Source organism: Methylobacterium sp. C33D (assembly GCF_053345825.1).
In genome coordinates, this window is the sequence record NZ_JBKFAV010000052.1 from 1 (window position 1) to 25500 (window position 25500).

Genomic DNA, 25500 nt, shown 5'->3' on the forward strand with positions numbered 1-25500 from the left:
GTCTGGCCGATCTACCCGCCCGTCGCCGAGCATTTCGGCCTGACCGGCTCGTACCTGTTCAAGACCAAGCCGCAGGTCGTCGCCGCCGCGCCGCCGCCCCCGGAGGGCTACGCCCGCTACAGGGCCTACAATTACGGGCCGGGCTACGGCTACGGCTACGCGCCGGGTTATGCGCCGGGCTACACCGACGACCGCCTCGACCGCCTGAGCAGCGCCCAGGCCGCCGGATACGTCGTGGTCCACCGCCGGACGGTGCAGTTCCCCGACGGCCGGACCCTGCGGGTCTACCGCCCGGACGACGGGGGCGAGCCGTTCTGACCTGACCCGCCCGCGAACACCGCCCGCAGGGGCGCCCGCAGGATCTTCCCGGCGGGGTTGCGGGGCAGGAGCCCGTCCCAGATCTCGATCCGCACCGGCACCTTGAACGCCGCGAGCCGCTCGGCCGCGAAGGCGCGGATCGCCTCCGGGTCGGTCTCGGCGCCCTCGGCCAGCACCACGATGGCGCCGGGCTCCTCGCCCAGCGTCGGGTGGGGCACCGGCAGCACCACGGCGTCGATCACGTCCGGATGCGCGTAGAGGGCGTTCTCGACCTCGCAGCAGTAGATGTTCTCGCCGCCGCGGATCAGCATGTCCTTGATCCGGTCGACGATGGTCAGGAAGCCCTCGTCGTCGGCCCGGGCGAGGTCGCCAGTGCGCAGCCAGCCCTCGGAGAGGACCTCCGCGGTGGCCACCGGGTCGTCCCAGTAGCCGCGGACCACGTTGGGGCCCTTCACGCAGAGCTCGCCGACGCTGCCGGGCGGCAGATCCTGCCCGAGGGGATCGAGGATCCGCACCTCGCAGACCGGCAGGGGCGGTCCGCAGGATTCCGGGTGGGCGAGGTAATCCTCGCCCTGGTGGTGGGTGAAGGTCGCCGAGGTCTCGGTCATGCCCCAGCCGGTGCCCGGGACGACCCGCGGCAGGGCCTCGCCCAGCGCCCGCACGAGGTCGCCGGCGGCCGGGGCGCCGCCGTAGGTGACGCCCTCGAGGGTCGGCAGGAGCCGGCCGGCCTCCCGGGCCGCGTTGGCGAGCTGCCACGCGATGGTCGGGACGCCGCCCGCGCTCGTGCAGCCCTCCCGCTCGATCAGGTCGAGGGCCGCGGCGGCGTCCCAGCGGTGCATCATGACGAGGCGGTGGCCGCCGTAGAGAGCCGCCCCCAGGCTCGCGTGGCAGCCGGTGACGTGGAACAGCGGGATCACCAGCAGCGCAGCCCGCTGCGGCGCGGCCGGGTCGGGCTTCGGCGGCGCCTCGCCCCGGCGCAGGGCGCTGCGCGCCGCCGAGTAGGGGTAGGCCATCACCGTGGTGGCGGCCGCCCGGTGGGTGCCGACCGCCCCCTTGGGCTTGCCCGTGGTGCCCGAGGTGTAGAACAGGGTCGCGTCGTCCTCCGGGTCGAGGGCGATGTCGGGCAGGGGGCGATCGGGGAGGGCGCCCCAGTCCCGGACCGGCCCGACGATGTCGGAAAGCAGGGTCGCCCGCGGATCGGGCTCCATCCGGGTGGTGAGGACCCGCTCCAGGGCCGGACATTCGGACAGGTGCGGCGCCAGTCGGTCGAAGCGCTCGCCGTCGGCGATCAGGACCCGGGCGCCCGAATGCTGCAGGCCGTAGGCGAGTTCGGGGCCGGTCCACCACGCGTTGAGCGGCGTCGCGATCGCCCCGGCGAGCAGCGCACCGAAATAGCTCACCGGCCATTCGGGCAGGTTGCGCTGCGCGATGGCGACCCGGTCGCCCTTGCGCACGCCGGCCTCCGCCAGGGCCCGCGCCAGGGCGGTGGCGGCGCGGGCGAAGCCCGTGAAGGTCACGCGCTCGTCCCGGTAGACCACGAAGGTCTTGTCCGCGTGGCCGCGCGCGATCCGGAACAGGTCGCCCAGCGTCGGCGGGGCCTTCTCCCAGATCCGGGTCGGCACGCCCCGGATCGGCACCGTGGCGACGGCGAAGGGTGTGCCTGGGGCGGTGAGCCGCGCCTCGGCCTCGCGGAAGGGCAGGGCCGGCCAGCCGGCGGGGATGCGGGGATCGAGGCTCATCGCGCGATCGTCACCCCGCCGTCGATCACGAGCGCCTGGCCGGTCACGAACCGGCCGGCCGCCGAGGCCAGGAACACGGCCGCGCCGGCGATCTCGTCGGGCTCGCCGATCCGGCGCAAGGGGGCAGCGTCCGTGGTAGCGGCCAGCATCTCGGGATCCTCCCACAGGGCCCGGGCGAAGTCGGTGCGGATCAGCCCCGGGCACAGGCAGTTCACCCGCACGTTGGCGGGGCCGTACTCGACCGCGTAGTTGCGGGCGAGCTGGAGGTCGGCGGCCTTCGAGACGTTGTAGGCGCCGATCACCGGCGAGCCCTTGAGCGCCCCGATCGAGGAGACGATGACGATCGCGCCGTCCCGCCGCGCCACCATGCCGGGAGCGACCATCTGGATCAGCCAGTGGTTCGACAGGACGTTGTTCTCGAGGATCTTTCGGAACTGCGCGTCGGAGATGCCGGCCAGCGGCCCGTAATAGGGATTGCTGGCGGCGTTGCAGACCAGCACGTCCACGGGACCGAGCTGCTTGTCCGTCTCGGCCACCAGGGTTTCCAGCTCCGCCTTCACCGAGATACTGGCCGGAATCGCCACGGCGCGGCCGGCCCCATGGGCGGCCTCGATCTCGGCCACGACCGCCTCGCAGGCCTCGCGCTTGCGCGAGGAGATCACCACCCGGGCGCCGTGCTCGGCCATCCGCAGGGCGATCGCCCGCCCGATGCCCCGCGACGAGCCGGTGACGAGGGCGGTCTTGCCGGTCAGATCGAACAGGGACATGGCGAGGCTCTGCTCTGGATGAAGCGGCGAACGGCTTCCGTCCCCGTTCCACGGGATATGAGGGTCGCGACGCACCCTCTCTCCCGTGCGGGAGAGGGGACCCGCGCCCCATCCGGCCGTCGACAATCTCGCCGGACGCCGCCCATCCTCACACCCCCGCCCGCATCGACCGGCGCAGGCGCGCCATGCCGGCGAGCCAGCGCTCGGGGTCCTCGGCCCGGCGGCGGGCGTATTCGGCCACCTGTGGGTGCGGCAGGATCAGGAAACGCCCCGATGCCAGCCCGTCGAACGCGGCTTCGGCCACCGCCTCCGGCGCCAGCACGCCGTCGCGCGACGCGGCGCTGGCTTCCCCCAGCATGGCGGTGTCGACCCCCTGCGGGCACAGGGCGGCGACCCGGATCCCCTCCCCGGCATGGGCGATGGCGAGATGCTCCAGGAAGGCGAGCGCCGCGTGCTTGGTGGCCCCGTAGGTGGCGCTGCCGATCTGGCTGAGCAGCCCGGCCGCCGAGACGGTGCCGAGGAACGCGCCCCCGCCCCGGGCGCGCCAGAGCGGCACCAGCACCCGCGCCGCGTGGACATGACCCATCACGTTCACCGCGAAGGCGCGCGCCCAGCTCTCCGGATCGGCGGAGGTGGCGAGATCCGGATCGGGGTCGCGCTCCAGGATGCCGGCGTTGGAACAGTACAGGGTGATGGGCCCGATCTCGGCTTCGATGCGCGCCAGGATCGCGGCGACCGCCTCCGCGTCACCCACGTCGAGCGCGAAGGCCCGTCCGCCGAGTTCCGCCGCCACGGCCTCCGCGCCGGCCCCGTCCCGGTCGAGGGCCACGACCGTCGCGCCCCGGGCCTCGGCGGCGACCGCGAGCGCCCGGCCGATGCCCCGGGCGGCCCCGGTGACGGCGACGACGCGGCCGGACAGCTCCATATTCAGGCCCCCGCCCGCTCGGCGAAGCCCCAGGCCGCTTCGGCGAGCTTCGGCACCCGCGCCGCCATGGCGGCGGCGTGCTCGCTCGCGGCGTTGCCGGCCTTGGCGCGGGCCGCCACGCCCTGGAGGATGCCGACCAGCCGGAACAGGTTGTAGGCGAAGTACCAGTCGAGGTCGGGCAGGTCTTTGCGGTCCGCCGCCCGGCAGTAGAGCGCCACCGCCTCGTCCCGGGTGGGGATGCCGAGCGCCGGCAGGTCGAGGCCGCCGAGCCCGCTGCGCCCGTCGGCGGGCAATTCCCACTGCATCAGCAGGTAGCTGAAATCGGCCAGCGGATCGCCGAGGGTCGACAATTCCCAGTCGAGCACCGCGCTGACGCCCCCGTCTGTCGAAAAAATCAGGTTGTCGAGGCGATAGTCGCCGTGGACCACGCAGGCGCCCTGCTGCTCCGGCACCGTCCTGGGCAGCCACGCGATCAGGCGCTCGACATCCTCCAGGCGCCCGTCCTCGGCGGCGCGGTACTGGCGGGTCCAGCGGTCGACCTGCCGGGCGAAGTAGTTGCCGGGCCGGCCGTAATCGGAAAGCCCCGCCGCCTCCGGGTCGATCGCGTGGAGGCGCGCCAGCGTGGCGATCATGCCGGCATAGTGCCGGTGGCGGGCGTGCGGGTCGAGGCCGGGCAGGGCGCCGTCCCAGTGCACGGCGCCGTCGACCGCCTCCATCACGTAGAAGGCCGCGCCGATGATCTCGGGGTCCTCGCACAGCGCGAAGGGCCGCGGCACCGGGAACCCCTCGCCGTAGAGGGCGCCGATCACCCGGAACTCCCGGTCCACCGCGTGGGCGGAGGGCAGGAGCGGGCCGAAGGGCTTCCGGCGCAGCACGTAGGCCTGGGCGGGCGTGTCGAGCCGGTAGGTCGGGTTCGACTGGCCGCCGCGGAACTGCCGCACGGTGAGCGGCCCGGCGTAGCCGCGGACGTGCGCTTCCATCCAGGCGGCGAGCTTCGCCTCGTCGATCCGGTGGCGCGGCTCGACCGGCTTCACGCCGGAGAAGACATCGGCGTCGCTCATGCGCGCTCCGCCTCGCTTCTGTTGGTGTAGCGCCCGAATTCCAGCCGGGCGATCGCGCGATTGTGGACCTCGTCGGGCCCGTCGGCGAGCCGCAGGGTGCGGATCTGGGCGTACATCTTGGCGAGCCCGAAATCCTCCGAGACGCCGGCCCCGCCATGGGCCTGGATCGCGTCGTCGATCACCTTCAGGGCGACCCGCGGCGCCGCGACCTTGATCATGGCGATCTCGAGCTTGGCGCCCTTGTTGCCGACCTTGTCCATCATGTCGGCGGCCTTCAGGCAGAGGAGGCGGGTCATCTCGATGTCGATCCGCGCCTCGGCGACCCGCTGCTCCCAGACCGACTGCTCGCTGATCTGCTTGCCGAAGGCGACGCGCGAGACCAGCCGCCGCGCCATGGCCTCCAGCGCCACCTCGGCCGCCCCGATCGTGCGCATGCAGTGGTGGATGCGGCCCGGACCCAGCCGTCCCTGCGCGATCTCGAAGCCGCGCCCCTCGCCGAGGATCAGGTTCCCGGCCGGGACGCGAACGTTCTCCAGCACCACCTCGCCGTGGCCCTTGGGCGCGTCCTCGTAGCCGAAGACCGGGAGCAGGCGCTCGATCCGCACGCCCGGCGTGTCCATGGGCACGAGGATCTGCGATTGCTGCCGGTGGCGGGGGGCCTCCGGGTCGGTCTTGCCCATCAGGATCGCGATCTTGCAGCGCGGGTCACCGACGCCGGTCGACCACCACTTGCGGCCGTCGACGACGTAGTGGTCGCCGTCGCGGCGGATCGCCGTCGCGATGTTGGTGGCGTCCGAGGAGGCGACCTCCGGCTCGGTCATCAGGAAGGCCGAGCGGATCTCGCCCGCCATCAGGGGCTTCAGCCACCTCTCCTTCTGGGCCGCGGTGCCGTAGCGGTGCAGCACCTCCATGTTGCCGGTGTCGGGCGCCGCGCAGTTGAACACTTCCGAGGCGATCCCGACCCGGCCCATCTCCTCGGCGCACAGGGCGTAGTCGAGGTTGGTCAGCCCGGCGCCGCGATAATCGTCGGTGTCGTGCTCGGGCGAGGGCGGCAGGAACAGGTTCCACAGGCCCTCGGCCCGGGCCTTGCCCTTGAGGCGCTCCATGGTGGGGGAGGGTTCGCGGCTCTGCGCGCGCTCGGCAGCGACGGCACCGGCCGCAGGCAGAACCGCGTCGGCGATGAAGGCGCGGACGCGGGTCAGCCAGTGCGTCTGGGAGGGGGAGAGGGTGAAATCCAAGGCGTCCGCTCCGCTCACATCCGTCGCTGCGGGCTTCTCGCCTCCCCTGTTGCGGGGAGGAGGGAAGCCCTCACAGATAGGCCGATCCCATCTCGCTGGCGAAGCGCTGCGGCGGGCCTTCCCAGACGATCCGGGCCTGCTCCAGCACGTAGACCCGGTCGGCGTGGGGAAGCGCGAAGGTGACGTTCTGCTCGCCGAGCAGCACCGTGATCGGCGTGGTCTGACGCAGCTTCTCCAGCGCCTTCGACAGCAGTTCCAGGATCACCGGGGCGAGGCCGAGCGTCGGCTCGTCGAGGATGAGCAGACGCGGCCGCATCATGAGCGCCCGCGCGATGGTCAGCATCTGCTGCTCGCCGCCGGACAGCGTGCGGGCGCTCTGCGCCTCGCGGGCCTTGAGGATCGGGAACAGCTCGTAGAGCCACTCCCGCTGCCGGGCAGACTCGGCCTTCGGGAAATGCTGGCCGCCGAGGTCGAGATTCTCGCGCACGCTCAGGTCGCCGAACAGTTCGCGGGTCTCGGGCACCTGGACGATGCCGGCCCGGGCGATGGCGGCGGGCTTCATCCGGGCGAGGTCCTGGCCGTCGAACCGGATCGTGCCCGTGTGCGGGACGAGGCCCGAGATGGCGTTGAACAGGGTGGTCTTGCCGGCGCCGTTCAGGCCCACCACCGAGACGAACTCGCCCTCGTGGACGTGGATCGAGGCGGCGCGCAGAGCCTGCGCCTTGCCGTAGAGCACGTCGACGTTCTCGACGGTGAGCAGCGAGTCGGGCTTGAACGCGGCTTCCGGCCGGGCGGCCGTCTCGATGCTGCCCCCGAGATAGACCCGGCGCACGGTCGGGTCGGCCATCACGGACTCGGCCGAGCCCTCGGCGATGCGCTCGCCGAGATACATGGCGAACACCCGGTCCACGAGCGCCGCGACGCTCTTCACGTTGTGGTCGACGAGGAGCACGGCCTTGCCCTCGTCGCGGAAGCCGCGGATCAGCTCGGAGAAGGCCGCGACCTCGCCGCCGGTCAGGCCCGCGAAGGGCTCGTCGACCAGCACCACCCGGGGGTCGCGGGCGATGGCCTTGGCGAGTTCGAGCCGGCGCAGATCCGCGAAGGGCAGGGTGCCCGGGCGCCGGTCGATGACGGCGCCGAGGCCGACGCGCTCGGCGATCTCCTTGGCCCGCCGCGCCACGTGGGGGTCGGCCGCCAGCCGGATCAGGCTGTCGGGCAGGAGCGCGAGGCTGATATTCTCCAGCACAGTCTGCCGCTGGAGCGGCCGGGCGTGCTGGAACACGAGGCCGATGCCGGAGCGCGCCACCCGGTGGGCCGGCATCCCGCCGATCTCGGCGCCGTCGAGGCGGATCGAGCCGGCGCTCGGGCGCTCCAGGCCCATGATCAGCTTCATCACGGTGGACTTGCCCGAGCCGTTCGGGCCGATCAGCCCCAGGATCTCGCCGGGCCGCAGGTCAAGGTCGACCTCCTTGACGGCGACGAGGCCGCCGTAGCGCTTGGTCAGGCCGCGCACGGTGAGGCAGGGCTCGGCCAGGACGGGCGACACGGCCAGCGGGGGCGCGACGGCGACGGTCATCGGGCTCTCCGGAGCGATCCGAGGCCAAGCAGCCCCGAGGGCACGAACAGGATCACGAGGAGCGCCACCGCCGAGACCACGAAGGTCGAGAGGCCGCCGAGCGGGCGCAGCAGCTCGCCCGCCGCGATCAGGAACACGGCGCCCAAAGCCGCGCCCACGATGGTGCGCCGGCCGCCGAGCACCGCCGCGATGATCACCTGCACGCCGACCGACGTGTTGATCAGCGTGCCGACCGAGGCGGTGCCCATGTAGAAGACCACCAGCCCGCCCGCGAGGCCCGAGAAGGCGGCGCTGACCGCGAAGGCCGCGAGCTTGTGCTTGGCGACGTTGAAGCCGAGCGCCCCGGTCACCACCGGGTCCTGGCCGGCGGCCTGGAGGATCAGGCCCGCGGGCGAGCGGGCGATGGCGGTCAGGATGAGGCCCGAGACCGCCATGAAGCCGAGCGCCAGCCAGTAATTGGTGTCGGCGTCGATCGAGATGACGTCCGGCACGGTCAGGCCGATCTCGCCGCCGGTGAGGCCGGAGAAGACCACGATCATGTTCTGCAGGAGCAGCACCGCCACCAGGGTGATCAGGCCGAAATACGGGCCGCGGACCTTCAGCGCCGGCAGCGCCAGGGCGAGGCCGCCGACCACGGCGAGCACGGTCCCGGCCGCGAGGCAGTAGGGGATCGGCAACTCGTAGCGGTTGTTGAGGATGCCGGCGCCGTAGGCCCCGAGCCCGATCAGGAAGGTCGGGCCGAAATTCACCTCGCCGGCGAAGCCGAAGAGCAGGTCCCAGGCCATGGAGAACACGCCGAAATAGTAGGCGATGGTCAGGAGGCCGAGGATGTAGCCGGAGACGTACCAGGGGAGGGTGGCGGCCAGCGCGACGGCGAGGATCGCGATCCAGAAGCCGGGGGTTGTGAGGAGCTTCATCGGGATACACGAACTCCGCGCGTTTCCCTCCCCCCTCTGTGGGGGAGGGTGCCGTATCCACACGTCTGGGTCCGAGAGCAACACTTTGAGAAGAGCGCGCTTTCCCCTCCCCCTTGCGGGGAGGGGGCAGGGGGTGGGGGTGGCGCAGAAGGCACCGCACCGCCCCATCCTGCACCACCCCCACCTCCGGCTCCTCCCCGCAAGGGGGAGGAGGGAGAGCGGCGGCGCGGGACAGCCCCGAATGAAACCATCACCGCCGCCCCAGCAGGCCCTGCGGGCGCAGGTACATGACGGCGACCAGCAGCAGCAGCGCCGGGATCACCCGGTAGGCGGGCGAGATCATGTAGGCGGTGGCGGTCTCCAGATACCCGACCACGTAGGCGGCGATCAGCGAGCCGGTGACGCTGCCCAAGCCCCCCAGCACCACGATCGAGAAGGCGCTCGCGGTGAGCGGCCCCACGGAATACGACGAGACCCCCAGGAACATCCCGAGCAGCACGCCGGCGATGCCGGCGAGCAGGCCGTAGATCGCCCAGACCGCCACGTAGATCTTGCCCATGTCGTGGCCGAGCAGCGTGACGCCCCGCGGGTTCATGGAGGCCGCGAGCAGGACCTTGCCGGCCCGCGCCCGGTTCACGAACAGCCAGAGCAGGCCGATCACCACCCAGCAGATGACCGCGGTGAAGACCTGGTTCCTCGGCGTCCGCACGCCCGCGATCTCGAAGACGCCCTCGACGATCGGCAGCACGGTCTTCGGGTTGTCGGTGAAGAAGTAGGCCACCAGCTCCTGGATCATGATCCCCCAGAGCAGCGTCCCGGTCAGGACGAAGATCTCCTTCTCCTCCCGCGGGATCGCCCGGCTGCGCTCGATCGGCGCCACGACGGCGAAGTAGGTGACGAGGGCGCCGGCCAACCCGCACAGCACGCCGATCGCCGCCCCCGCGTAGGAGCCGAGCCCGAACAGGGCCGAGGCCGCCCAGGCCGCCACCGCGGCCATGACCATCAGGGCGCCGTGGGTCAGGTTCAGGACGCCCGAGACCCCGAAGATCAGGGTGAAGCCCATCGCACCGAGCGCGTAGAGGGCCGAGATCGCGAAGCCGTCGACGAGGATCTGGAGGCCGATCACCGCGCTCTCCCCGCCCGACCTACTGGACCGCCGGCTTGACCGCGGGCGGCAGGATCATGGTCCCGTTGGCGGTCGCGGCCGGCCAGATCGCCACCTGCTTGCCGTTCTGCCACTGCCCGAGCACGCTGGTCATCAGGCCGGGGCCGTACTGGATCGAGTGGGTGAACGGGTCGTCCTTGCCGTAGAACTTGAGGTGCCCGACGGTGCCGACATAGTCGGTCTTCTCCAGGGCCTCGACGAGCTTGTCGGCCTCCGTGGAGCCGGCGCGCTTGATCGCCTCCGCGGTGTAATGGACGGCATCGTACGCCATGTAGCCCGCGTAGGACGGCGCGCCGCCGAAGCGCTTGGTGAAGGCGTCGGCGAACGGGATCGTCTTCTCGGTGAGCGCCACGCCCGGCAGCGCCACGCTGTCGAACAGCACGCCCTGCGTACCGCCGTTGGTGTTGGCCCAGAAGGTCGAGGAGGTCGCCTGGCCGCTGATGCCGGTCATGGCGATCGGGACCTGCTGGTTCTGCCACTGCACGGTCGGCTGCACGCCGACATGGGCGATGCCGGTGACGATCAGGTCGGGCTTGGCCGCCTCGATCTTGTTGTAGATCGGCGTGAAGTCGCCCGTGTCCGGCGAGAAGCGGACATGCTCCACCACCTTGAGCCCGGATTTCGGCAGGCATTCCTGGTAGGCGGCGTCGAGCGGCCGGGTCCAGGCTGCATCCTCGCTCATGATCGCCGCCGTCTTGGCCTTGAGCTTCTCGACCAGCACTTCCTTGGCCGAGTCGCACACCGCCTGCGCCAGGGCGTGCGAGGTCAGGTAGCCGTGGAAGGTGTACTTGTTGCGCGCGTAGTCCTTGTGGACCGCGACGCTGATCTCGTTCGAGGCCGCGCCCGGCGTGATCATCGGCGTCTTGAGCCGGGCCGCCCAGGGCATCAGGGCGAGCACCACCTCCGAAATGTAGCTGGCGATGACGAAGTTGACCTTGTCCTCGGAGACCGCCCGCTGGAAGGCGCGCACCGCGTCGGAAGCCGAACTCTTGTCGTCGTAGGTCACGACCTGGATCTGCCGTCCGTCGACGCCGCCCTTGGCGTTGATCTCGTCGGCGGCGAGCTGCACCGCCTGCGGGATCGAGGCACCCGCGACCGACTGCGCCTCGGCGATCACCCCGATCTTGATCGGGTCGGCGGCGCGCGCAGGCCCCGCCAGCATCGAGCCCGCCGCCAGCAGCGCGGGCAGCATGCGCCGGGTCTGGACGCACCTGGCAACGGCGCGCGCGGTCTCGGACATCGGCGTTTCCTCTCGTCGCGCCCGCATTCTTTATTCGCAGGCTTGGCGACGACTCTATCCGGCACCTGCCGGATCACAAGGGGCCGGCGGTGTGAGGCAGGTGACGTTTCCGGCCAGTCGTTGGCTGCGCGGGGTCGCGCCCGGAACGTTGCACCCACGCAACACGCGCCCCGATTCCCGCGGCGCCCGTACCCATCGCCCCAAGCGGCGTGAGCGGGTCCGCCGGAGTCCAGCTTCGGCACAGCGCGATGGTGTCGCGTCCTCTCCCGACCGAGCCCGGACGCAGGCGCGCCGTGCAGCCTCGGATCGGGGGGATGCCATGCTCACACGATTCACCACCGCGGCTCTGACGGTGGGCGCCCTGCTGCTGGGCGTGACGGGCCAAGCCCGCGCCGCCGCCGTGACCCAGCCAGGAGAGCAGGTCGGCCTTGCACCGGGCTTGCCGCTGCCGGAGGGCTTCTACGCCTTCGACACGTTCAGCTGGGGACGGGCCGACCGGCGCGACGCCGCCGAGGTCGGGGTCAACATCCCGTTCGTGATCTATTCGTCGCCGCTCAAGATCTTCGGGGCGCAGATCGAGCCGGTGGTGGCGTTCCCGTCGGCGTTCATCAACACCCACTCCCCGGCCCCGATCCCCAACAAGGAGATCAGCACCTTCTACACCCCGTTCCTCGGCAACATCTTCGCCTGGAATCTCGGCGGCGGCTTCGGTGTGTCGTACATCGCGGGCGCTTACCTTCCCTACGGCGACCGGGGCTCGCTCGGATTGGGATTGCGGGGCACGCCGCTGCTCACGCAATCCGCGTCGGCGACCCTGACCCAGCGCGTCGCCGCCACCTACGTGGGCGACGGCAGCCTGAATCTCTCGGCGATCCTCACCTACAACCGTCCCTTCGACGCGCATGGCCGGTTCGGCGGCGCGGTCGGGGCGGCGATCGGGTCGATCCCGGTGGCCGACCAGATCAACCTCGACCTGACAGCCACCAAGAAGTTCGGTGCCTTCGAGATCGGCGCCGTGGCGTACGGCTACACCGACCTGCCGGTGAATCGCCGCGACCGTCTGTTCTCCCGGGTCCAGCGGGACGGGTACATCGCTGCCGGCGGACTCGTGGGCTACAGTTTCGGGCGCTTCATCCTGCAGAGCTTCGTGACGCGCGAGATCATCGCCCGCGACACCCTCAACGTCGCGGGGCATCGTCAGCACAACGAGGAGACGCGGGGCTGGTTTCGGGTGATCGTACCCTTCCCCCTCGCTGCCGCCGCGCCCGCGCCGGAGCCGCTGGTCCGCAAGAACTGAAGCCGCGGCGGGTTTCACGGAGCCCGCGCTGTCCGCCGGCGGGCTTCCGGACCCGGGAGCGCGGGCCTAGGCTCCGCGCGGATCTGCGGCAAGCGGACCGACGGCCTCCTCAGAAGGGCGCGGACAGGTGAGGAACGCAAGCACGACCGCGCCCGGGACCGTCCCGGGCCGCGGCGCCCGGCCAGCCCGGGAATCGACCCCGTGAGCCTGCGCTGGACCCGCCGGCCCGAGGGCTCGACCTGGGGGGATTTCGGCCCCGACGACGAGCGCGGGCGGCTGAACCTGCTCACCCCCGAGAAGGTGCGCCAGGGGGTCGCGGAGGTGCGCGAAGGGCTCACCTTCTGCCTCAGCCTGCCGCTGGACCTGCCGGGCGGCAACGTCCTGAACCCGCGCCGCCACCCGCCGCAGATCACCCCGACCCGGCGCGCCAACGGCCGGCCCAACATGAACTTCCCGGTCTGCGAGGAGGTCGACGGCGCCACCGACGTGATCTGCGACGACCGCGCGCTGATCCACCTGCAATACTCGACGCAGTGGGACTCGCTCGCCCATGTCGGCTCGCTGTTCGACGCGGACGGGACCGGGGCGGCGCCGACCTTCTACAACGGCTTCCGCGGCGGCCGGGACATCGTCGGGCCGGAGACCGCCGCGGCGGCCGAAGGGCCCTCCCGGGCAAAGCGCCTCGGGATCGAGCGCTTGGCCGAGACCGGGATGCAGGGCCGGGCCGTAATGGTCGACCTGCGCGCCCATCTCGGCGATGCCAAGACCCGCGTCGGCTACGACCAGCTCGCCCGGATCCTGGAGGCCGACGGGGTGGTGGTGGAGCCCGGCGACATGGTCTGCCTGCACACGGGCTTCGCCGAGCGGCTGATCGCCATGGGCGGCGATCCGGACCCGAAGCTGGTCTACAACCTCTGCGCCGGGCTCGACGGGCGCGATCCCCGCCTCCTCGACTGGATCACCCGCACCGGCCTGTGCGCGCTGATCGCCGACAACTACGCGGTGGAGGCCTACCCGGCCGGGCCGGGTCCGGCCTGCTGCGCGACGCTGCCGCTCCACGAGCACTGCCTGTTCAAGCTCGGGGTCAATCTCGGCGAGCTGTGGCACCTGACGCCGCTCGCCGACTGGCTGCGGGCCCGCGGCCGCAGCCGCTTCCTGCTCACCGCCCCGCCGCTGCGCCTGCCCGGCGCCGTCGGATCGCCGACGACGCCGATCGCCACGGTGTGAGGATCGGGGCGGCCCCGGGACGCGCGCCCGATCGTGTCGCAACGGTTGGGTCGGACGGCGGCCCCGGTCTCGGCAGCCGCGCCAGGCCCCCCATCCCGTGCGGGAGCGGGGACGCGCGCCTCCTGCGGTAAGGACCCGGCGATCGCCGCCGTCCCACCGTGATCGGGAACGGCCCTGCGGTGCGCCCTCGGAGTCGCGCGGATCAGCCGAGCGCGGCGGGCGCGGCGGCGGCGCGCGGCGGGTCGCCGGCCGGCTCCGCTGCCGGCTCGACGGCTTCCTGGGGCGGCCCGGGGCGGAGGACGGCGCGCTCGCGGAAATGCGGGATGGCCGCCTCGAACACGGCCTCGGCCGCCGCCCGGTCGCCGGCCGCCACGGCCTCGCGCAGCCGCGCCACCCAGGCGTCGAGCCGGTCCCGGTCGGCGAAGACCGGCCGCGCCGCCATCACCCCGTCGATGCCCGGCAGGGCGATCCGCGGCTCCTCGCGGGCGAACAGGATCTCGTTGAGCCGCTCGCCCGGCCGGGCGCCGGTATAGGCGATCTCGATCTCGGTGCCGGGCTCGAAGCCGGCCAGCCGGATCATCCGCTCGGCGAGGTCGGCGATCCGCACCGGCTGCCCCATCTTGAGCACGTAGACCGCGGCGCGCTCCGCGCCCGCCCGGGCCTCGCCGTCGGCGTGCGAGGCCGCCGTCAGCACGAGGTCGCAGGCCTCGCGCACGGTCATGAAGTAGCGGACCATGTCCGGGTGGGTGACGGTGACCGGGCCGCCCCGGGCGATCTGCGCCTTGAACACCGGCACCACGGAGCCCGCGGAGCCCAGCACGTTGCCGAAGCGCACCGCGATCAGCCGGGTCGCGTGGTCCGGCCGCGCCGCCTGCGCGGCGTCGAGGGCCTGGGCGACCATCTCGGCGAAGCGCTTGGTGACGCCGAGCTGCGAGACCGGCTCGATCGCCTTGTCGGTGGAGATCATCACCAGGGCGCGGGCGCCGGCCGCCACCGCCGCCTCGGCGACGTTGATCGAGCCGAACACGTTGGTCTTGATGCCCTCCTGCCAGTCCCGCTCCAGGTAGGGTACCTGCTTCAGCGCGGCGGCGTGGAGCACGTAGTCGGGGCGGAACGCCGCGATCACCGCGCGCGTCCGCTCCCGGTCGCGGATATCGGCCAGCACGCCCGTCACGGCAGTCTCGGCGGCCAGGATCGCGGGGTGGCTGAGGATGCCGTGGAGCGCCGGCTCGGAGGATTCGAGCACCAGCACGGCGGCGGCCCCGAAGGCCACCGCCCGCAGGCAGATCTCCGAGCCGATCGACCCGCCGCCGCCGGTCACCACGACCCGGCGGCCGGCCAGGAACGCCTCCAGGCGCGGCCGGTCGATGGCGACGGTCGGCCGCAGCAGCAGGTCCTCGATCTCCAGCGGCGCCAGTTCCGGCCCCTGCACGCCCTCGCCGAGGCCGACGACCCGGGCGAGGGGCAGGCCGAGGCGCCGGGCGCGGGCGATCAGGTCGTCGGGCGCCGCCTCCGGCACGAGGGCGCTCGGGGCGGCCACGAGCCGCCGCACCGGCTCGCCGCGCGCGGCGAGGTCGGCGACCACCCGCTCGAGATCCGGGAAGCCGCCGAGCACCGGCACGCCGCGCATGAACTGGCCGCGCTCGTCAGCCCGGGGCGACAGGATGCCCCGCGGCGCGAGCTTCCGCACCGAGCCCGCCTCGATCGCCCGGACCAGCACGTCCATGTCGGCGCCGCGCCCGAGAAGCAGGGTCGGCACGGTGGCGGCCCGCGCGCTCGACTGCCGGGAGCGGGTGTCCTTGAGGTAGCGGAACGCCAGGCGCGTGCCGCCCAGGAAGAAGATCTGCAGCACCCAGTAGAGCAGGATCGCGATCTTGCCGAAGAAGTAGAAGCCGTAGAGGTCGGACGAGACCAGCACCCAGTCGATCACCAGGAGCGCCAGCGCCAGGACGCTGGCGGCCCGGACGATGCCGGCGAGGTCCTGCAGCGAGGCGAAGCGCCACTTGGTCCGGTAGAGCCGGAAGCGGCCGTAGACGAGGCCGGCGAGCACCAGGAACGGCGGCAGCAGCAGGGGCAGGGCGTGCAGGCGCTCGGCCAGCATGCCGCCCTGGAAGCGGAACAGGAAAGTGAGCACCACGGCGGCAGCGGTCGCCGCGAGGTCGTGGGTCACCATCACCGCGGTCTTGTAGAGGCGCTGCTGCATCGGGAGCCGGATGGGGTGCCGCGGGGTATCCGCCGCGGCACCGGCCCTGTCAACGCGGCCCGTCCCGGGCCCGGGCCGGGGACGGCGCGAGCCTCAGCCCAGCGCCCGGGCCGCGGCACCCGCCGCGTCGTCGACCCGGTCGATGTCGGGGGCGTCGATGTGGCGGTAGCGGGCCTGGATGAGCCCGAAGGCCCCGAAGGCGGCGTGGCCGGCCGCCACGAGCCCGAGGAGGATCCAGCCGTAGGGCTGGGCGCGCAGCAGCGCGAAGGCCTCGGACAGGCCCTTGGCATCCGAGGAGCGCTGGTGCCACGCCGCCGCCACGAGGAACCCGCCGATGATCAGGAAGGCGAGGCCCCGCGCCGCGTAGCCGAACCGGCCGATCGGGCCGGCCCAGCGGTCCCGGGCCCGCGCGTCGAGGGCGAGGCGGTCGGTGACGTCCCCGCGCCAGGCCTTGCCGAGGAAGCCGAAGCCGCCCGCCACGACCGCGAGGCCGACGAGGGCCACGAGCCAGCGGCCGAAGGGCTTGCTCAGGAGCCACGCGGTGCCGTCATGCACGCCGTCGCCGCCGCTCATGCCCAGCCCGAGGCTCAGCGAGGCCGCGCTGGCGGCGAGACCGAGATAGAGCCCGGCGCTGATCAGGTGGGCGCCGCGCACCGCGAGGCCCTTGGCGGCGGTGCCCCGCCGGTCGGCGTCGGTGATCCCCTCGACGAGGCGCCAGAGGGCGAAGCCGGCGAGGCCGAGGGCGATCAGGCCGACGACGGCCGCGCCGAACGGCCCGGCCATCACGGCGCGGAGCGCGTCCTTGCTGTCGCCGGCCCGGCCGCCATGCCCCAGGGCCGCCAGCAGGGCGAGGGCGCCGACCACGATGTAGACCACGCCGCGGGCACCGTAGCCGAAGCGGGCGATGCGCTCGATCGCGTTGCGGCCGCCGGGAAGGGTCCTCATCGGCGGGACCGGGCTTCGGGGAATCGGGCGTCGGGCACGGGCGGCATCCTGTCGGGCGGGCTGTCGGGCGGGACCGTTCAACGCCCGGCGGCGCGGACCCGATCCGTTGCCGGCACAACCGCCGCGGCCGCCCTACATCGGCGTCCGGTCGGCCCGGCCGGTGAGCGCCACGTAGAAGCCGAGCCCGTCCTGGGCCGGCAGGGTCTGCAGGCGCTCGATCAGGCCGCGGCGCTTCGCGTCGAGGAGCAGGCGACCGGCCGGCTGGAACAGGGTCTCGCCGCCGCCCTCCGGAGGCGGATCGAGCCGGATCGCCACGGTCTTGCCCTTGGCGAAGCGGCTGCGCTCCAGCATGTCCTTGAGCGAGGCCTCGGCGGTCGCCCGGTTGGTGCCGCGCAGGTCGAGCACCGACTCGGCGTCGGTCACGCCGAGGGAGCCGCGCAGCTTGGCCGCGTAGAAATCTTCGAAATGGGGCAAGTCGGTGCCTTGATGCTTCGCCGTTCGATCAGGTGGGGTGCGGCCGCTCAGAAGGCGAGACCGCGGTAGAGGTCGCGCACCGGCACGGCGCCGTCGAGCTCCGGCAGCGACACGGTGCCGTCGAGCCCGAGGGCCGCGACGCTCCAGTCGTCGCCCCCGCGCCGCCAGACCTCGACCCGCGCCTCGTCGGAATAGACGATCAGCAGGACCGCGAGGCTCGGCACGGTCCGGTAGAAATCGATCTTCCGGCCGCGGTCGAGGCTCATGGTCGAGGGCGAGAGCACCTCGGCGACGAGGAGCGGGTCGGCGGCGTAGCCCTCCGGCAGCGGCGGCCCGCACCGCACCACCACGTCGGGGATCGGGGCGAAATCGTCCATCGCGGCGCTGAGGATCGCCAGCCCCGGCATGGCGCGGCAGCCTCGCGGCTCCGCCAGGGCGTCGAGTCGTCCCGCCAGGTTCATGACGATTCGCTGATGCCGCTCCCGCGGCGGCGCCATGAGCACCGGCTCGCCGTCGAGCAGCTCCCAGCGCTCGTGCGCGGGCCGGCCCTCCACCCAGAGCCTGAACTCGGACACATCCATCCGCGCGTCGCGCTTCGCGGCCAGAGCCATCGCCGATCCCCACCTCGGCCGGATCGTAGCACCGGGCCGCCCGCCCGCAACAGGTCCGGCCCGGAAGGCCATCCCCGCGCGGGCGTCACGGCCGATGCCAGGCCGGCCTCCCTCGGGGACTCGGAGGCCGGCACAGGGCGACCGGCGCAGGGACGGACTCAGTCGGCGCCGAGGCCGGCCGCCGCGACGGTGGCGCCGGCCTCCAGGAAGCGCTGCGGATCCACCGGCTCGCCGTCGATGCGGGTCTCGTAGTGGAGATGCGCCCCGGTGGAGCGCCCCGTCGAGCCGACGGCGCCGACCACGTCGCCCGCGGCCACGCGCTGCCCGGGGCGGACCGCGATGCGGGCGAGGTGGCCGAACCGGGTGGTGACGCCGTGGCCGTGGTCGATCTCGACCATGTTGCCGTAGCCGCCCGCGGCCTCGGCGGCGGTCACCCGGCCCGGCGCGGTGGCGCGGGCCGGCTCGCCGTACTCCGCCTTCAGGTCCAGCCCGGTATGCAGGGCGAGGCCGTGGGTGAAGGGGTCGAGGCGCGTGCCGAACGGGCTCGACACGGTCGCGCCTCCCCGGATCGGGCGTGCCAGGGGCAGGGCGGCGGCGAGCCGGCGCAGGCGCTCGCCGTCGTCGAGCGTGCGCCGGGCCAGGGCGAGGCCCTCCGCGAAGCCGGTGCCGTCGAGGGCGCGGCCGTCGAGGGGCACGAACGGTCCGCCCAGCCCGGCGGCCGGCGCGGCCGCGCCGGTGCGGTCGGGATCGAGGCGGTCGGGGTCGAGACCGGTGCGGCCGATCAGGCCGCGCAGCCGCCGCACCGCGTCCCCGGCCCGGGCGGCCAGCCCGGCGAGGCGCTCGCCCTGGGCCGCCTGCAGGCCGTCGAGCCGGGCCTCCAGCCGGATCAGCCCGGTCTCGGCCTCGCGCGCGCCGCGGCGGGGCAGGGGATCGCGGGCGGAGCGCGGCGCCGGCGCCAAGTCCTCGCTCGGCCGCAGGAAGAGATCGTCGGGGCGCCCGCCGCGCGCGTCTCCGGACCGCCCGGGCAGGGCGCCGGTCGTGGACGGCTCGGGCAGGACCTGCCGCGCGAGGGCGGCGAGGGCGGCGGTGCGCCGCTCCAGCTCGGCCTGGCGCTCCAGGGCGGCCGCGACCCGGTCGGCCAGCCCCGCCTCGCTCCCCGCCCGGTCGCTCCGGTCGCGGTCGAGGCGGTCCTGGAGCTCGCCGATGCGCGCCTCGTAGGCGTCGCGCAGGGCGGCCTGCCGGGCCACGAACCCGGCGAGCACGTCGTCGTGGAACACGATCAGGTAGGAGGCCCCGAGCGACCAGGCCAGCGTCAGGGCGAGGCCGGCGGCCAGCCAGGGGGCCGGCCGGTGCGGCCTGAGACGCGCGGGGAACTTCGGAGACTGCATCGGGACGGCACCGGAGGAGCCGCCATTCAGACCTCAGTAGGGTTAAGGATCCGTCGCGCGCCGGGCGTCGGGGGGGACGTCAGGGGCACATCAGGGCAGCGCGCGCGCGGCCGCCAGGACGGCCTCGGCGTGGCCGGGCACCTTCACCTTCGGCCAGATCCTGGCGACGCGCCCCTCCCGGTCGACCAGCACGGTGGTGCGCTCCACGCCCATGTATTTGCGCCCGTACATGCTCTTCTCGACCCAGACGCCGTAGGCCTCCAGCACCGTCTTGTCCTCGTCGGCGGCGAGCGGGAAGGTCAGCCCGTACTTGCTGCAGAACTTGTCGTGGCTCTTCACCGGGTCCGGCGACAGGCCGACGACCTTGGCGTCCGCCTCCGCGAAGGCCGGCAGCAGGCCGTTGAAGTCCTGCGCCTCCAGCGTGCATCCGCTCGTGTCGTCCTTCGGGTAGAAGTAGAGCACGACTTTGTGACCGCGGAGCGCGGACAGTCCGACACGCCCTCCGCCGGAGGCGGGAAGGTCGAAATCGGGGGCGGGATCCCCCTCTGACAGCGGCATCGTGCCTTCCTTTCGGCCGATTGATGATGTGCAACCGATCTCGTGCGCGGGCTCGAGCGATGGCACCGCGCACGTCCGAGCCAAGCCCGGAGTCGCGGCCGCTGTAAAGCGCGGGCGCGCTTCGATCCACCGGCCGCGGAGCCCGAGGGCGCCGCGCGCAGAGACCCCGGAACAAAGGTCCCGATGGCGGACGAGACAACGCCGGCATGCAGGCCTCGGGGGAAGGCGCGACGCGTCGGCGGCGTCTGCCTCGTGAGCGCCCTCGCGCTGGTGCTGCTCGTCGGCGCGGGTGTGGGCCTCGTGGCCCTGCGCCTGTCGAACGGGCCGCTGCAGATCGACGGCCTGTCGCGCCGCGTCGCCGCCGCCGTGGCCGAGCGGATCGGGCCCGGCTGGAGCATCGGGCTGCGCGGCAGCAGCCTGGAACTCGACCGCGAGAACGCGCTCAGCCTGCGCTTCTCCGGCCTCGACATCCGCAACCCGCAGGGCGACCTCGTGGTGCGGGCGCCGCTGGCGCTCGTCAGCCTCGATCTCTGGGGTCTCCTGCGGCTCAACCTGCAGCCGCGCTCGATCGAGTTCCGCGAGACGCAGACCACCGCGCTGCTGCACCGGGACGGCTCCATCGCCTTCGCGGCCTCGGAGGCCAACCACCCGGTCGACGTCGCGCCGCACACGCCGCCGAGCGTGGACGGGGTGCGCGGCACCGTCTCGCCGCTCTCGGCCGCGATCGCGTCGATCTTCGGGGTCGTCCTCGATCCGGGCGGCGTGGTCGGCGCCCTCGACCGCGCCCGCGTCACCGACGCGCGGCTGCGGCTGATCGACGAGGACGGCCGCGAGCGCGCGGTCTTCGCGCGGGTCAACGGCCTGTTCGGCCGCGACCCGGTCAACGGCACCCGGAACTTCGAATTGCGGCTCGACGGTCCGCACGGCGAGTGGCGCTTCGGCGGCACGCTGCGCGACGGCGCGGACGGGCAGGAGCGCTCGGGCATCATCACCCTCGACGACCTGCCGGTCACGGATCTCCTGCTGCTCTCGGGCCAGTCCGGCCTGCCGCTGACCACCGACCTGAAGCTCTCGGCCCGCGCCGACGTGAGCCTGACGGCCGGCCGCATCCGGACCATGAACGCCAAGCTCCACACCGGCGACGGCACGTTCCTGATCGAGGAGAAGGACTTCAACCCGGTCACGGTCGAGAGCCTCGACGCGTCCCTGGACTGGGACGAGGCCAACCGCGTGATGTCGCTCACCGGCCTGGACTATCGCGGGGCCGGCAACGCCGTGCACCTCGCGGGGACGTGGACGGGCAGCCCCGCGGGCGCGAACACGAGCTGGACCGCGACGCTGGCGAGCCGCGACGCCACCTTACGCGGGGCGACCCCGCAGGACGCGCCGGTGAAGATCGACGCCCTGGACGCGCAGCTCTCGGGCCGCGACGGCGGCATCGCCATCGACGCGCTGACCCTGTCGGGGCCCGGCGTGAAGGGCGCGATCACCGGGACGATCGGCACCAGTGCGGACGACGGCGGCCTGACCCTGCACCTCGCCGGCCACGACGGCGAGGTCCGCACCGGGCTGCGGCTCTGGCCGGAGCACATCGCGCCGCCGGCCCGCACCTACCTGGTGGACCAGCTCCGGCGCGGCCGGGTCGATTCCGTCGACATCAAGGTGAAGATGTCCGGGGCGGTCCTGGCGGCCGCCACCCGGGGCGACCCCGCCCCGGACGACGCGGTCCACATCGACTTCCACGTCTCGGACGCGGCCATCGACGTCACCGCCGACGCGCCGCCGGTGACCAAGGGCAACGTCGTCGGCGTGATCACCGGGCGCTCGACCACAGTGCGCAACGTGACCGCCGAGGTCCACGGGCCTGACGGGCGCGGGCTCGCCATCTCGGACGGCAGCTTCGTCATCCCGCAAATCACCCCGGACCGGGTCGTGGCCCAGATCGGGATGCGGCTCTCCGGCGGCGCCGACGGCATGGCCTCCGTGCTCCAGGCCAAGCTGTTCAAGAGCGTGATGAGCGTCGACCTCGACCCCGCCACGATCAAGGGCAGCGCCGACCTGCGGGTCGACTTCCCCCTCGACCTCAAGCACATCCCCGACCTGCCGGACCTGCCGGTGACGCTGACCGGCGCGCTGGCCGACCTCTCGGTGGACAAGGTGATGGGCCGGGACCGGCTCGAGTCGGGCCGGTTCAACCTCGTCTACGACCGGGGCGCCTTCACGCTGAAGGGCGACGGCCGGGTCGCGGGCGCGCCCATGTCGGTCGACCTGCGCCAGCCGAAGGTCGGGCAGCCCGGCGAGGCGGTGGTCAACGTGTCCCTCGACGAGGCGGTCCGCGGCCGCAAGGGCCTGCCGACCGCGCCGCAGCTCACCGGGACGATCCCGGTCCGCGCGGTGGTGCAGATCGGCCGGCCGGGATCCGGCAAGCCGCCGATCCGGGTCGAGGCGGACCTGGCGAAGGCCGGGATCGACGGGCTGATCCCGGGGCTGACCAAGCCCCCGGGCAAGCCGGGACGGCTCACCTTCACCCTCGTCGACAGCGGCCAGACCTTCGACCTGCGCGACTTCGCCCTCGACGCGGCCCCGGCTAGCGCCCGCGGCACAGTCTCGATCACCCAGGAGGGCGGCCTGGAGCGGGCGGACCTGAGCAGCGTCAAGCTCTCCCCCGGCGACGACCTGCGCGTGAGCCTCGACCGGACCGGCGGCGGCTACAAGGTCGTGGTCCGGGGCGCGGTGGCCGACGCCCGGCCGTTCCTGAAATCCCTGGGCGCCCCCGACCCCAAGGGCGGCCGTGAGGCGCGGGACGCGAATCCCAAGGATATCGACGCCGACATCCAGGTGCCCATCGTCACCGGCTTCAACGAGGAGGCGCTGACCGGCGCCAACCTGAAGCTCGCCCTGCACGGGAAGACCCTGCGGGCCGCCAACATCACCGGGCGGTTCCGCGCGGCGCCCTTCGCCGCCACGGTCACCCGCGGCGAGCGCGGCGTGCCGACCCTGTCGGTGGAATCGGCCGATGCCGGCGCGACGCTGCGGTTCGTCGACGTGTACCGGCGGATGTATGGCGGCCGGCTCACGGCGGGGATCGGCCTCAACGACGGCCCGCAATCCGGCGTCGTGCAGATCCGCGACTTCATCCTGCGCAACGAGCCCGCGCTGTCGAGCATCATGGCGCAGGGCCCGGAGCCGACCGACGCGGAGACGGCCCGCGGCCGCCGGGTCGCGCCGGGCCGGGGCGCGGGCGACGTCACCTTCGACCGCATGCGCGCCAACTTCGTGCGCACCGGCACCCGCGTCGACTTCACCGACGCGGCGATCTCGAACGCCGCCATGGGCTTCACCCTGTCGGGCTGGCTCGATACCGGCCGCGAGCGCACCGACATGACCGGCACCTTCGTCCCGCTCTACGGCCTGAACAACGTGGCCTCGCAGCTGCCGCTGCTCGGGCCGCTGCTCGGGGGCGGCCACAACGAGGGCCTGTTCGCGGTCAATTTCCGGGTCTCCGGCAAGCTCGCCTCGCCCGACGTGAGCGTGAACCCGCTCTCGGCGATCGCCCCGGGCTTCCTGCGCAAGCTGTTCAGCGCCGGCGGCGGCCCCTTCGCGGACGGGATGCCGGGCGTCCCGCAGCAATAGGGCGGGCAGCCCGGAAGAGCCGCCCGCCCCTGTCTCACGCGCGGATGAAATCCGCGATCACGGCCGGAGCCGCGGTGTCGAAGCCGACCACGTCGAGCATGCCGGGATCCTCCGGGTCGGCGATGCTGAAGCCGTTGGAGACCAGCCCCACGACCACCAGCTTCGCCGGGATCCCGGTCTTCTCCCGGTACGCCCGCAGCGCCTGGACCGGGTGGACCGGCCCCGCCCAGGTCTCCGAGTCCGTGTAGACCACGAACGCGTCGGCCTTCACGCCCCGCTCCAGCGCCCAGCGCATCGGCAGGCCGCAATCGGTGGCGCCGAACGGCAGGTCGGCGGTCGCCCGCACCGCCTGATCGAGCCGCGTCGACGGCCCGATCGGCAGCGGCGTCAGCGCGGCCCCCTGGCTCCAGGCCCGGCCGGCCTCGGCGGTGAAGCCCAGCACCTGCCAGTGCTCCTCGGTCGCCGCGGTGACGAGCGCCATCGCGGCGGCCGCCTCCCGGGCCGTGAGCGTCGAGCCCGCGACCGTGCTGGCGCCCATCGAGCCCGAGACGTCCAGCGCCAGCACGAGGCGCCGGCCCGTGGACTCGACCGCGCCGAACGCCGTGTAGAACGCGGCGTTCAGCGCCTCGACGATCGCCGCCACCGGCTCCCAGGCGAGCCTGCCCCGCTGACCGTGCCCGGAGGCGTAGGTCTTGAGGGCCAGCAGCAGCGCCATCGGGTGCAGGCGCGCCCGGAGGATCCGCTCCCGGTCCGACAGGACCGCCCGGACGTGCTCGGTGCCCTCCGAGAAGGGCGCGAGCACCCCCGCGGCCGTCAGACGGCCGAGCTGGCGCACGAGGGCGCCGACCGGCATCCGCTCGATCAGGGCCTCGTTCACCGCGCGGCTGCCCATCAGCCCGGTCGGCAGCGCCTCCCAGGGCAGGCCGTGGGACCGCACCAGGGCGGCGGCCACCGCCCCGTCGAGGCCCTCCGCCTGCACCCGCGCGAAGGCGTGGACGATCCCGGGGGTGGCCTCGGTCAGGCTGCCGCGGCAGATCCAGTCGAACAGCGCCTTCCGGGCGGGCTCCTCCGTCTCCGGATGGGCCAGCCGCAGGAGGTCGCGGTGCGACCAGCCCTGGCGGGTCCGGTACTTCACCGCCTGGAAGGCCAGAGCCTCCACGGGCTTGGTGCAGTACCAGTCACCGACCGCCCGGCGCAGGCCCCGGCCCCAGCCGCGCATCGCCTCGACGGAGGCGGCGAACTGGAACAGGTGCGTGCCGGTGCGGCAGACCCGCGGCAGGGCCGCGAGAGCCGCGCGCCGAGTCGCCAGATCCGCCGACGCGGCGGCCAGCGCCAGGGCGAAGATCGCCGGATCCTGCTTCGGAGCCCGGCCGCCCTCGCTCACCGCCACGATGGCGGCGACCGCGCGGGCGCCGTCCTGCGCGATGCACCGCTGCACCGCCGCCGCGTTCTCGGCGGTCAGGGCGCGCGGGCTCGCGTAGTACGAGCCGCCCTCGGAGCCGAGCACCAGGAAGCGGTCGAGCCGCGCCCAGTCGCCGACCGCGAAGGCGTGGCCTCCGGCGGCGTTCGGCACCGTGCCGGGGATCGGCTCCGTCTGCGGGGTGGCGCGGAGCCGGAACATCTGTGCGAGCTTCGTCATGGCGGGCTCCTCTCGGTCTCTCCTCTCTCCATCGCGGCCGATCGCCGGCCGGTGGCGCGTTCCGGCGCGCGCGGTCGGGCGGGGACGCGGCCGCAGCGCGTCGTCCACCGCCGCTCGCGCGCGGCCGGTATCTCGTGTGGTCGGGGGCGGGGTTCCGTCCGGCCGGGCGCGGGCGTGGCGGCGACGAAGGGCTTGTCCGATGCTCTGCTTGAGCTACGGGCCTGACGGCCCGGCGGGACTCGCACCCGCACCCCTCGGATCCCGATAACCTTCGTCTTCCGGCCCGCGTCCGGGCGATGCGGGCGTGGGGTGAGGAACGGTGTCCGGGCGCTCTATCCGGGCTGAGCTACGGGCCTCGCGGCCCGGCGGGATTCGAACCCGCGACCTCCCTTCGGTGAAGATAACCGTTCCTCTCCGGCCCGCATCGTCGGCCGGGATCCGCGCACGGTCGGCGCCACGGTCGTCTCGCGGGGCCCTGCGGTCGTGGTGTCGGGGACGGGCATGAGCTCCGGCGACCTCGCGGCCCCCGGCGGGGATCGAACCCGCAACCTCCGCGGGACAAGCCCGCGGCGCTCTACC

Annotated in this window: 19 protein-coding genes, 2 tRNA genes and 1 pseudogene; 4 read left to right on the top strand and 18 right to left on the bottom strand. The window is 73.4% G+C overall.

The window, feature by feature from the left end; genetic code table 11:
• Positions 1 to 318, top strand: a pseudogene (locus ACLBXO_RS28260) (hypothetical protein); the annotation flags it as partial.
• On the opposite strand, the gene ACLBXO_RS28265 reads toward ACLBXO_RS28260, so the two are convergent.
• The 9 genes from ACLBXO_RS28265 to ACLBXO_RS28305 all read right to left on the bottom strand — a co-directional run bounded on the left by ACLBXO_RS28265 (position 285) and on the right by ACLBXO_RS28305 (position 10946).
• Entirely contained in the window at positions 285 to 2057 is a 1773-nt protein-coding gene (locus ACLBXO_RS28265; RefSeq protein ID WP_331313789.1) for a class I adenylate-forming enzyme family protein, read from the bottom strand. The pseudogene ACLBXO_RS28260 and the gene ACLBXO_RS28265 sit on opposite strands and share 34 nt — an antisense overlap.
• Positions 2054 to 2824 (bottom strand): SDR family NAD(P)-dependent oxidoreductase, encoded by a 771-nt coding sequence (locus ACLBXO_RS28270; protein ID WP_331313788.1) that lies wholly within the window; start codon positions 2822 to 2824, stop codon positions 2054 to 2056. Before ACLBXO_RS28270 ends, ACLBXO_RS28265 begins: the two co-directional genes overlap by 4 nt.
• A gap of 148 nt (positions 2825 to 2972) precedes the next feature.
• Positions 2973 to 3749, bottom strand: coding sequence for an SDR family NAD(P)-dependent oxidoreductase (locus ACLBXO_RS28275; protein WP_447687487.1), 777 nt, complete (start codon positions 3747 to 3749; stop codon positions 2973 to 2975).
• A gap of 2 nt (positions 3750 to 3751) precedes the next feature.
• Complete coding sequence (locus ACLBXO_RS28280; protein WP_331313787.1) at positions 3752 to 4810, bottom strand: phosphotransferase family protein; 1059 nt, start codon at positions 4808 to 4810, stop codon at positions 3752 to 3754.
• On the bottom strand, positions 4807 to 6048 hold the full coding sequence (locus tag ACLBXO_RS28285; RefSeq protein WP_331313786.1) for an acyl-CoA dehydrogenase family protein: 1242 nt from the start codon (positions 6046 to 6048) through the stop codon (positions 4807 to 4809). The genes ACLBXO_RS28280 and ACLBXO_RS28285 overlap by 4 nt, the downstream gene beginning before the upstream one ends.
• A 70-nt stretch (positions 6049 to 6118) precedes the next feature.
• A complete protein-coding gene (locus tag ACLBXO_RS28290; RefSeq protein WP_331313785.1) occupies positions 6119 to 7624 on the bottom strand; it encodes an ATP-binding cassette domain-containing protein in 1506 nt (501 codons plus the stop codon).
• Complete coding sequence (locus ACLBXO_RS28295) at positions 7621 to 8541, bottom strand: branched-chain amino acid ABC transporter permease (RefSeq protein ID WP_091776055.1); 921 nt, start codon at positions 8539 to 8541, stop codon at positions 7621 to 7623. The genes ACLBXO_RS28290 and ACLBXO_RS28295 overlap by 4 nt, the downstream gene beginning before the upstream one ends.
• Positions 8542 to 8791: 250 nt before the next feature.
• The gene (locus ACLBXO_RS28300) at positions 8792 to 9667 is read right to left on the bottom strand and encodes a branched-chain amino acid ABC transporter permease (RefSeq protein WP_331313784.1); all 876 of its coding nucleotides are present in this window, start codon (positions 9665 to 9667) and stop codon (positions 8792 to 8794) included.
• A gap of 19 nt (positions 9668 to 9686) precedes the next feature.
• Positions 9687 to 10946, bottom strand: coding sequence for an ABC transporter substrate-binding protein (locus ACLBXO_RS28305; protein ID WP_447687488.1), 1260 nt, complete (start codon positions 10944 to 10946; stop codon positions 9687 to 9689).
• A gap of 319 nt (positions 10947 to 11265) precedes the next feature.
• Here ACLBXO_RS28305 and ACLBXO_RS28310 point away from each other — a divergent pair, with 319 nt between their 5' ends.
• A complete protein-coding gene (locus ACLBXO_RS28310) occupies positions 11266 to 12243 on the top strand; it encodes a transporter (RefSeq protein WP_331313782.1) in 978 nt (325 codons plus the stop codon).
• A gap of 201 nt (positions 12244 to 12444) precedes the next feature.
• Positions 12445 to 13470, top strand: coding sequence for a cyclase family protein (locus tag ACLBXO_RS28315; RefSeq protein WP_331313781.1), 1026 nt, complete (start codon positions 12445 to 12447; stop codon positions 13468 to 13470).
• A 202-nt stretch (positions 13471 to 13672) separates the two neighbouring features.
• On the opposite strand, the gene ACLBXO_RS28320 is transcribed toward ACLBXO_RS28315, so the two are convergent.
• The 6 genes from ACLBXO_RS28320 to ACLBXO_RS28345 all read right to left on the bottom strand — a co-directional run bounded on the left by ACLBXO_RS28320 (position 13673) and on the right by ACLBXO_RS28345 (position 19649).
• Complete coding sequence (locus ACLBXO_RS28320) at positions 13673 to 15673, bottom strand: SDR family NAD(P)-dependent oxidoreductase (protein WP_447687489.1); 2001 nt, start codon at positions 15671 to 15673, stop codon at positions 13673 to 13675.
• Between the two features lie 93 nt (positions 15674 to 15766).
• Positions 15767 to 16618, bottom strand: a complete 852-nt coding sequence (locus ACLBXO_RS28325; protein ID WP_331313780.1) for a DUF1206 domain-containing protein — start codon at positions 16616 to 16618, stop codon at positions 15767 to 15769.
• Between the two features lie 132 nt (positions 16619 to 16750).
• Entirely contained in the window at positions 16751 to 17092 is a 342-nt protein-coding gene (locus ACLBXO_RS28330) for a hypothetical protein (protein WP_020096438.1), read from the bottom strand.
• Between the two features lie 47 nt (positions 17093 to 17139).
• Positions 17140 to 17703 carry a Uma2 family endonuclease gene (locus ACLBXO_RS28335; RefSeq protein WP_331313779.1) on the bottom strand — a complete coding sequence of 188 codons (564 nt, stop codon included), beginning with the start codon at positions 17701 to 17703 and terminating at the stop codon, positions 17140 to 17142.
• A 158-nt stretch (positions 17704 to 17861) separates the two neighbouring features.
• Entirely contained in the window at positions 17862 to 19091 is a 1230-nt protein-coding gene (locus ACLBXO_RS28340; RefSeq protein WP_447687490.1) for a M23 family metallopeptidase, read from the bottom strand.
• A gap of 90 nt (positions 19092 to 19181) precedes the next feature.
• Positions 19182 to 19649: a peroxiredoxin gene (locus ACLBXO_RS28345; protein WP_100252052.1), complete on the bottom strand. Its 468-nt coding sequence runs from the start codon at positions 19647 to 19649 to the stop codon at positions 19182 to 19184.
• Between the two features lie 183 nt (positions 19650 to 19832).
• Here ACLBXO_RS28345 and ACLBXO_RS28350 point away from each other — a divergent pair, with 183 nt between their 5' ends.
• Positions 19833 to 23282 (top strand): YhdP family protein, encoded by a 3450-nt coding sequence (locus ACLBXO_RS28350; protein ID WP_447687491.1) that lies wholly within the window; start codon positions 19833 to 19835, stop codon positions 23280 to 23282.
• 34 nt (positions 23283 to 23316) lie between these two features.
• Here ACLBXO_RS28350 and ACLBXO_RS28355 read toward each other — a convergent pair whose 3' ends face one another.
• The 3 genes from ACLBXO_RS28355 to ACLBXO_RS28365 all read right to left on the bottom strand — a co-directional run bounded on the left by ACLBXO_RS28355 (position 23317) and on the right by ACLBXO_RS28365 (position 25344).
• Positions 23317 to 24921, bottom strand: coding sequence for a TROVE domain-containing protein (locus ACLBXO_RS28355; RefSeq protein ID WP_447687492.1), 1605 nt, complete (start codon positions 24919 to 24921; stop codon positions 23317 to 23319).
• Between the two features lie 224 nt (positions 24922 to 25145).
• Positions 25146 to 25277 (bottom strand) — tRNA-OTHER (locus ACLBXO_RS28360).
• A tRNA-OTHER gene (locus ACLBXO_RS28365) sits at positions 25278 to 25344 on the bottom strand.
• Between the last annotated feature and the right edge of the window lie 156 nt (positions 25345 to 25500).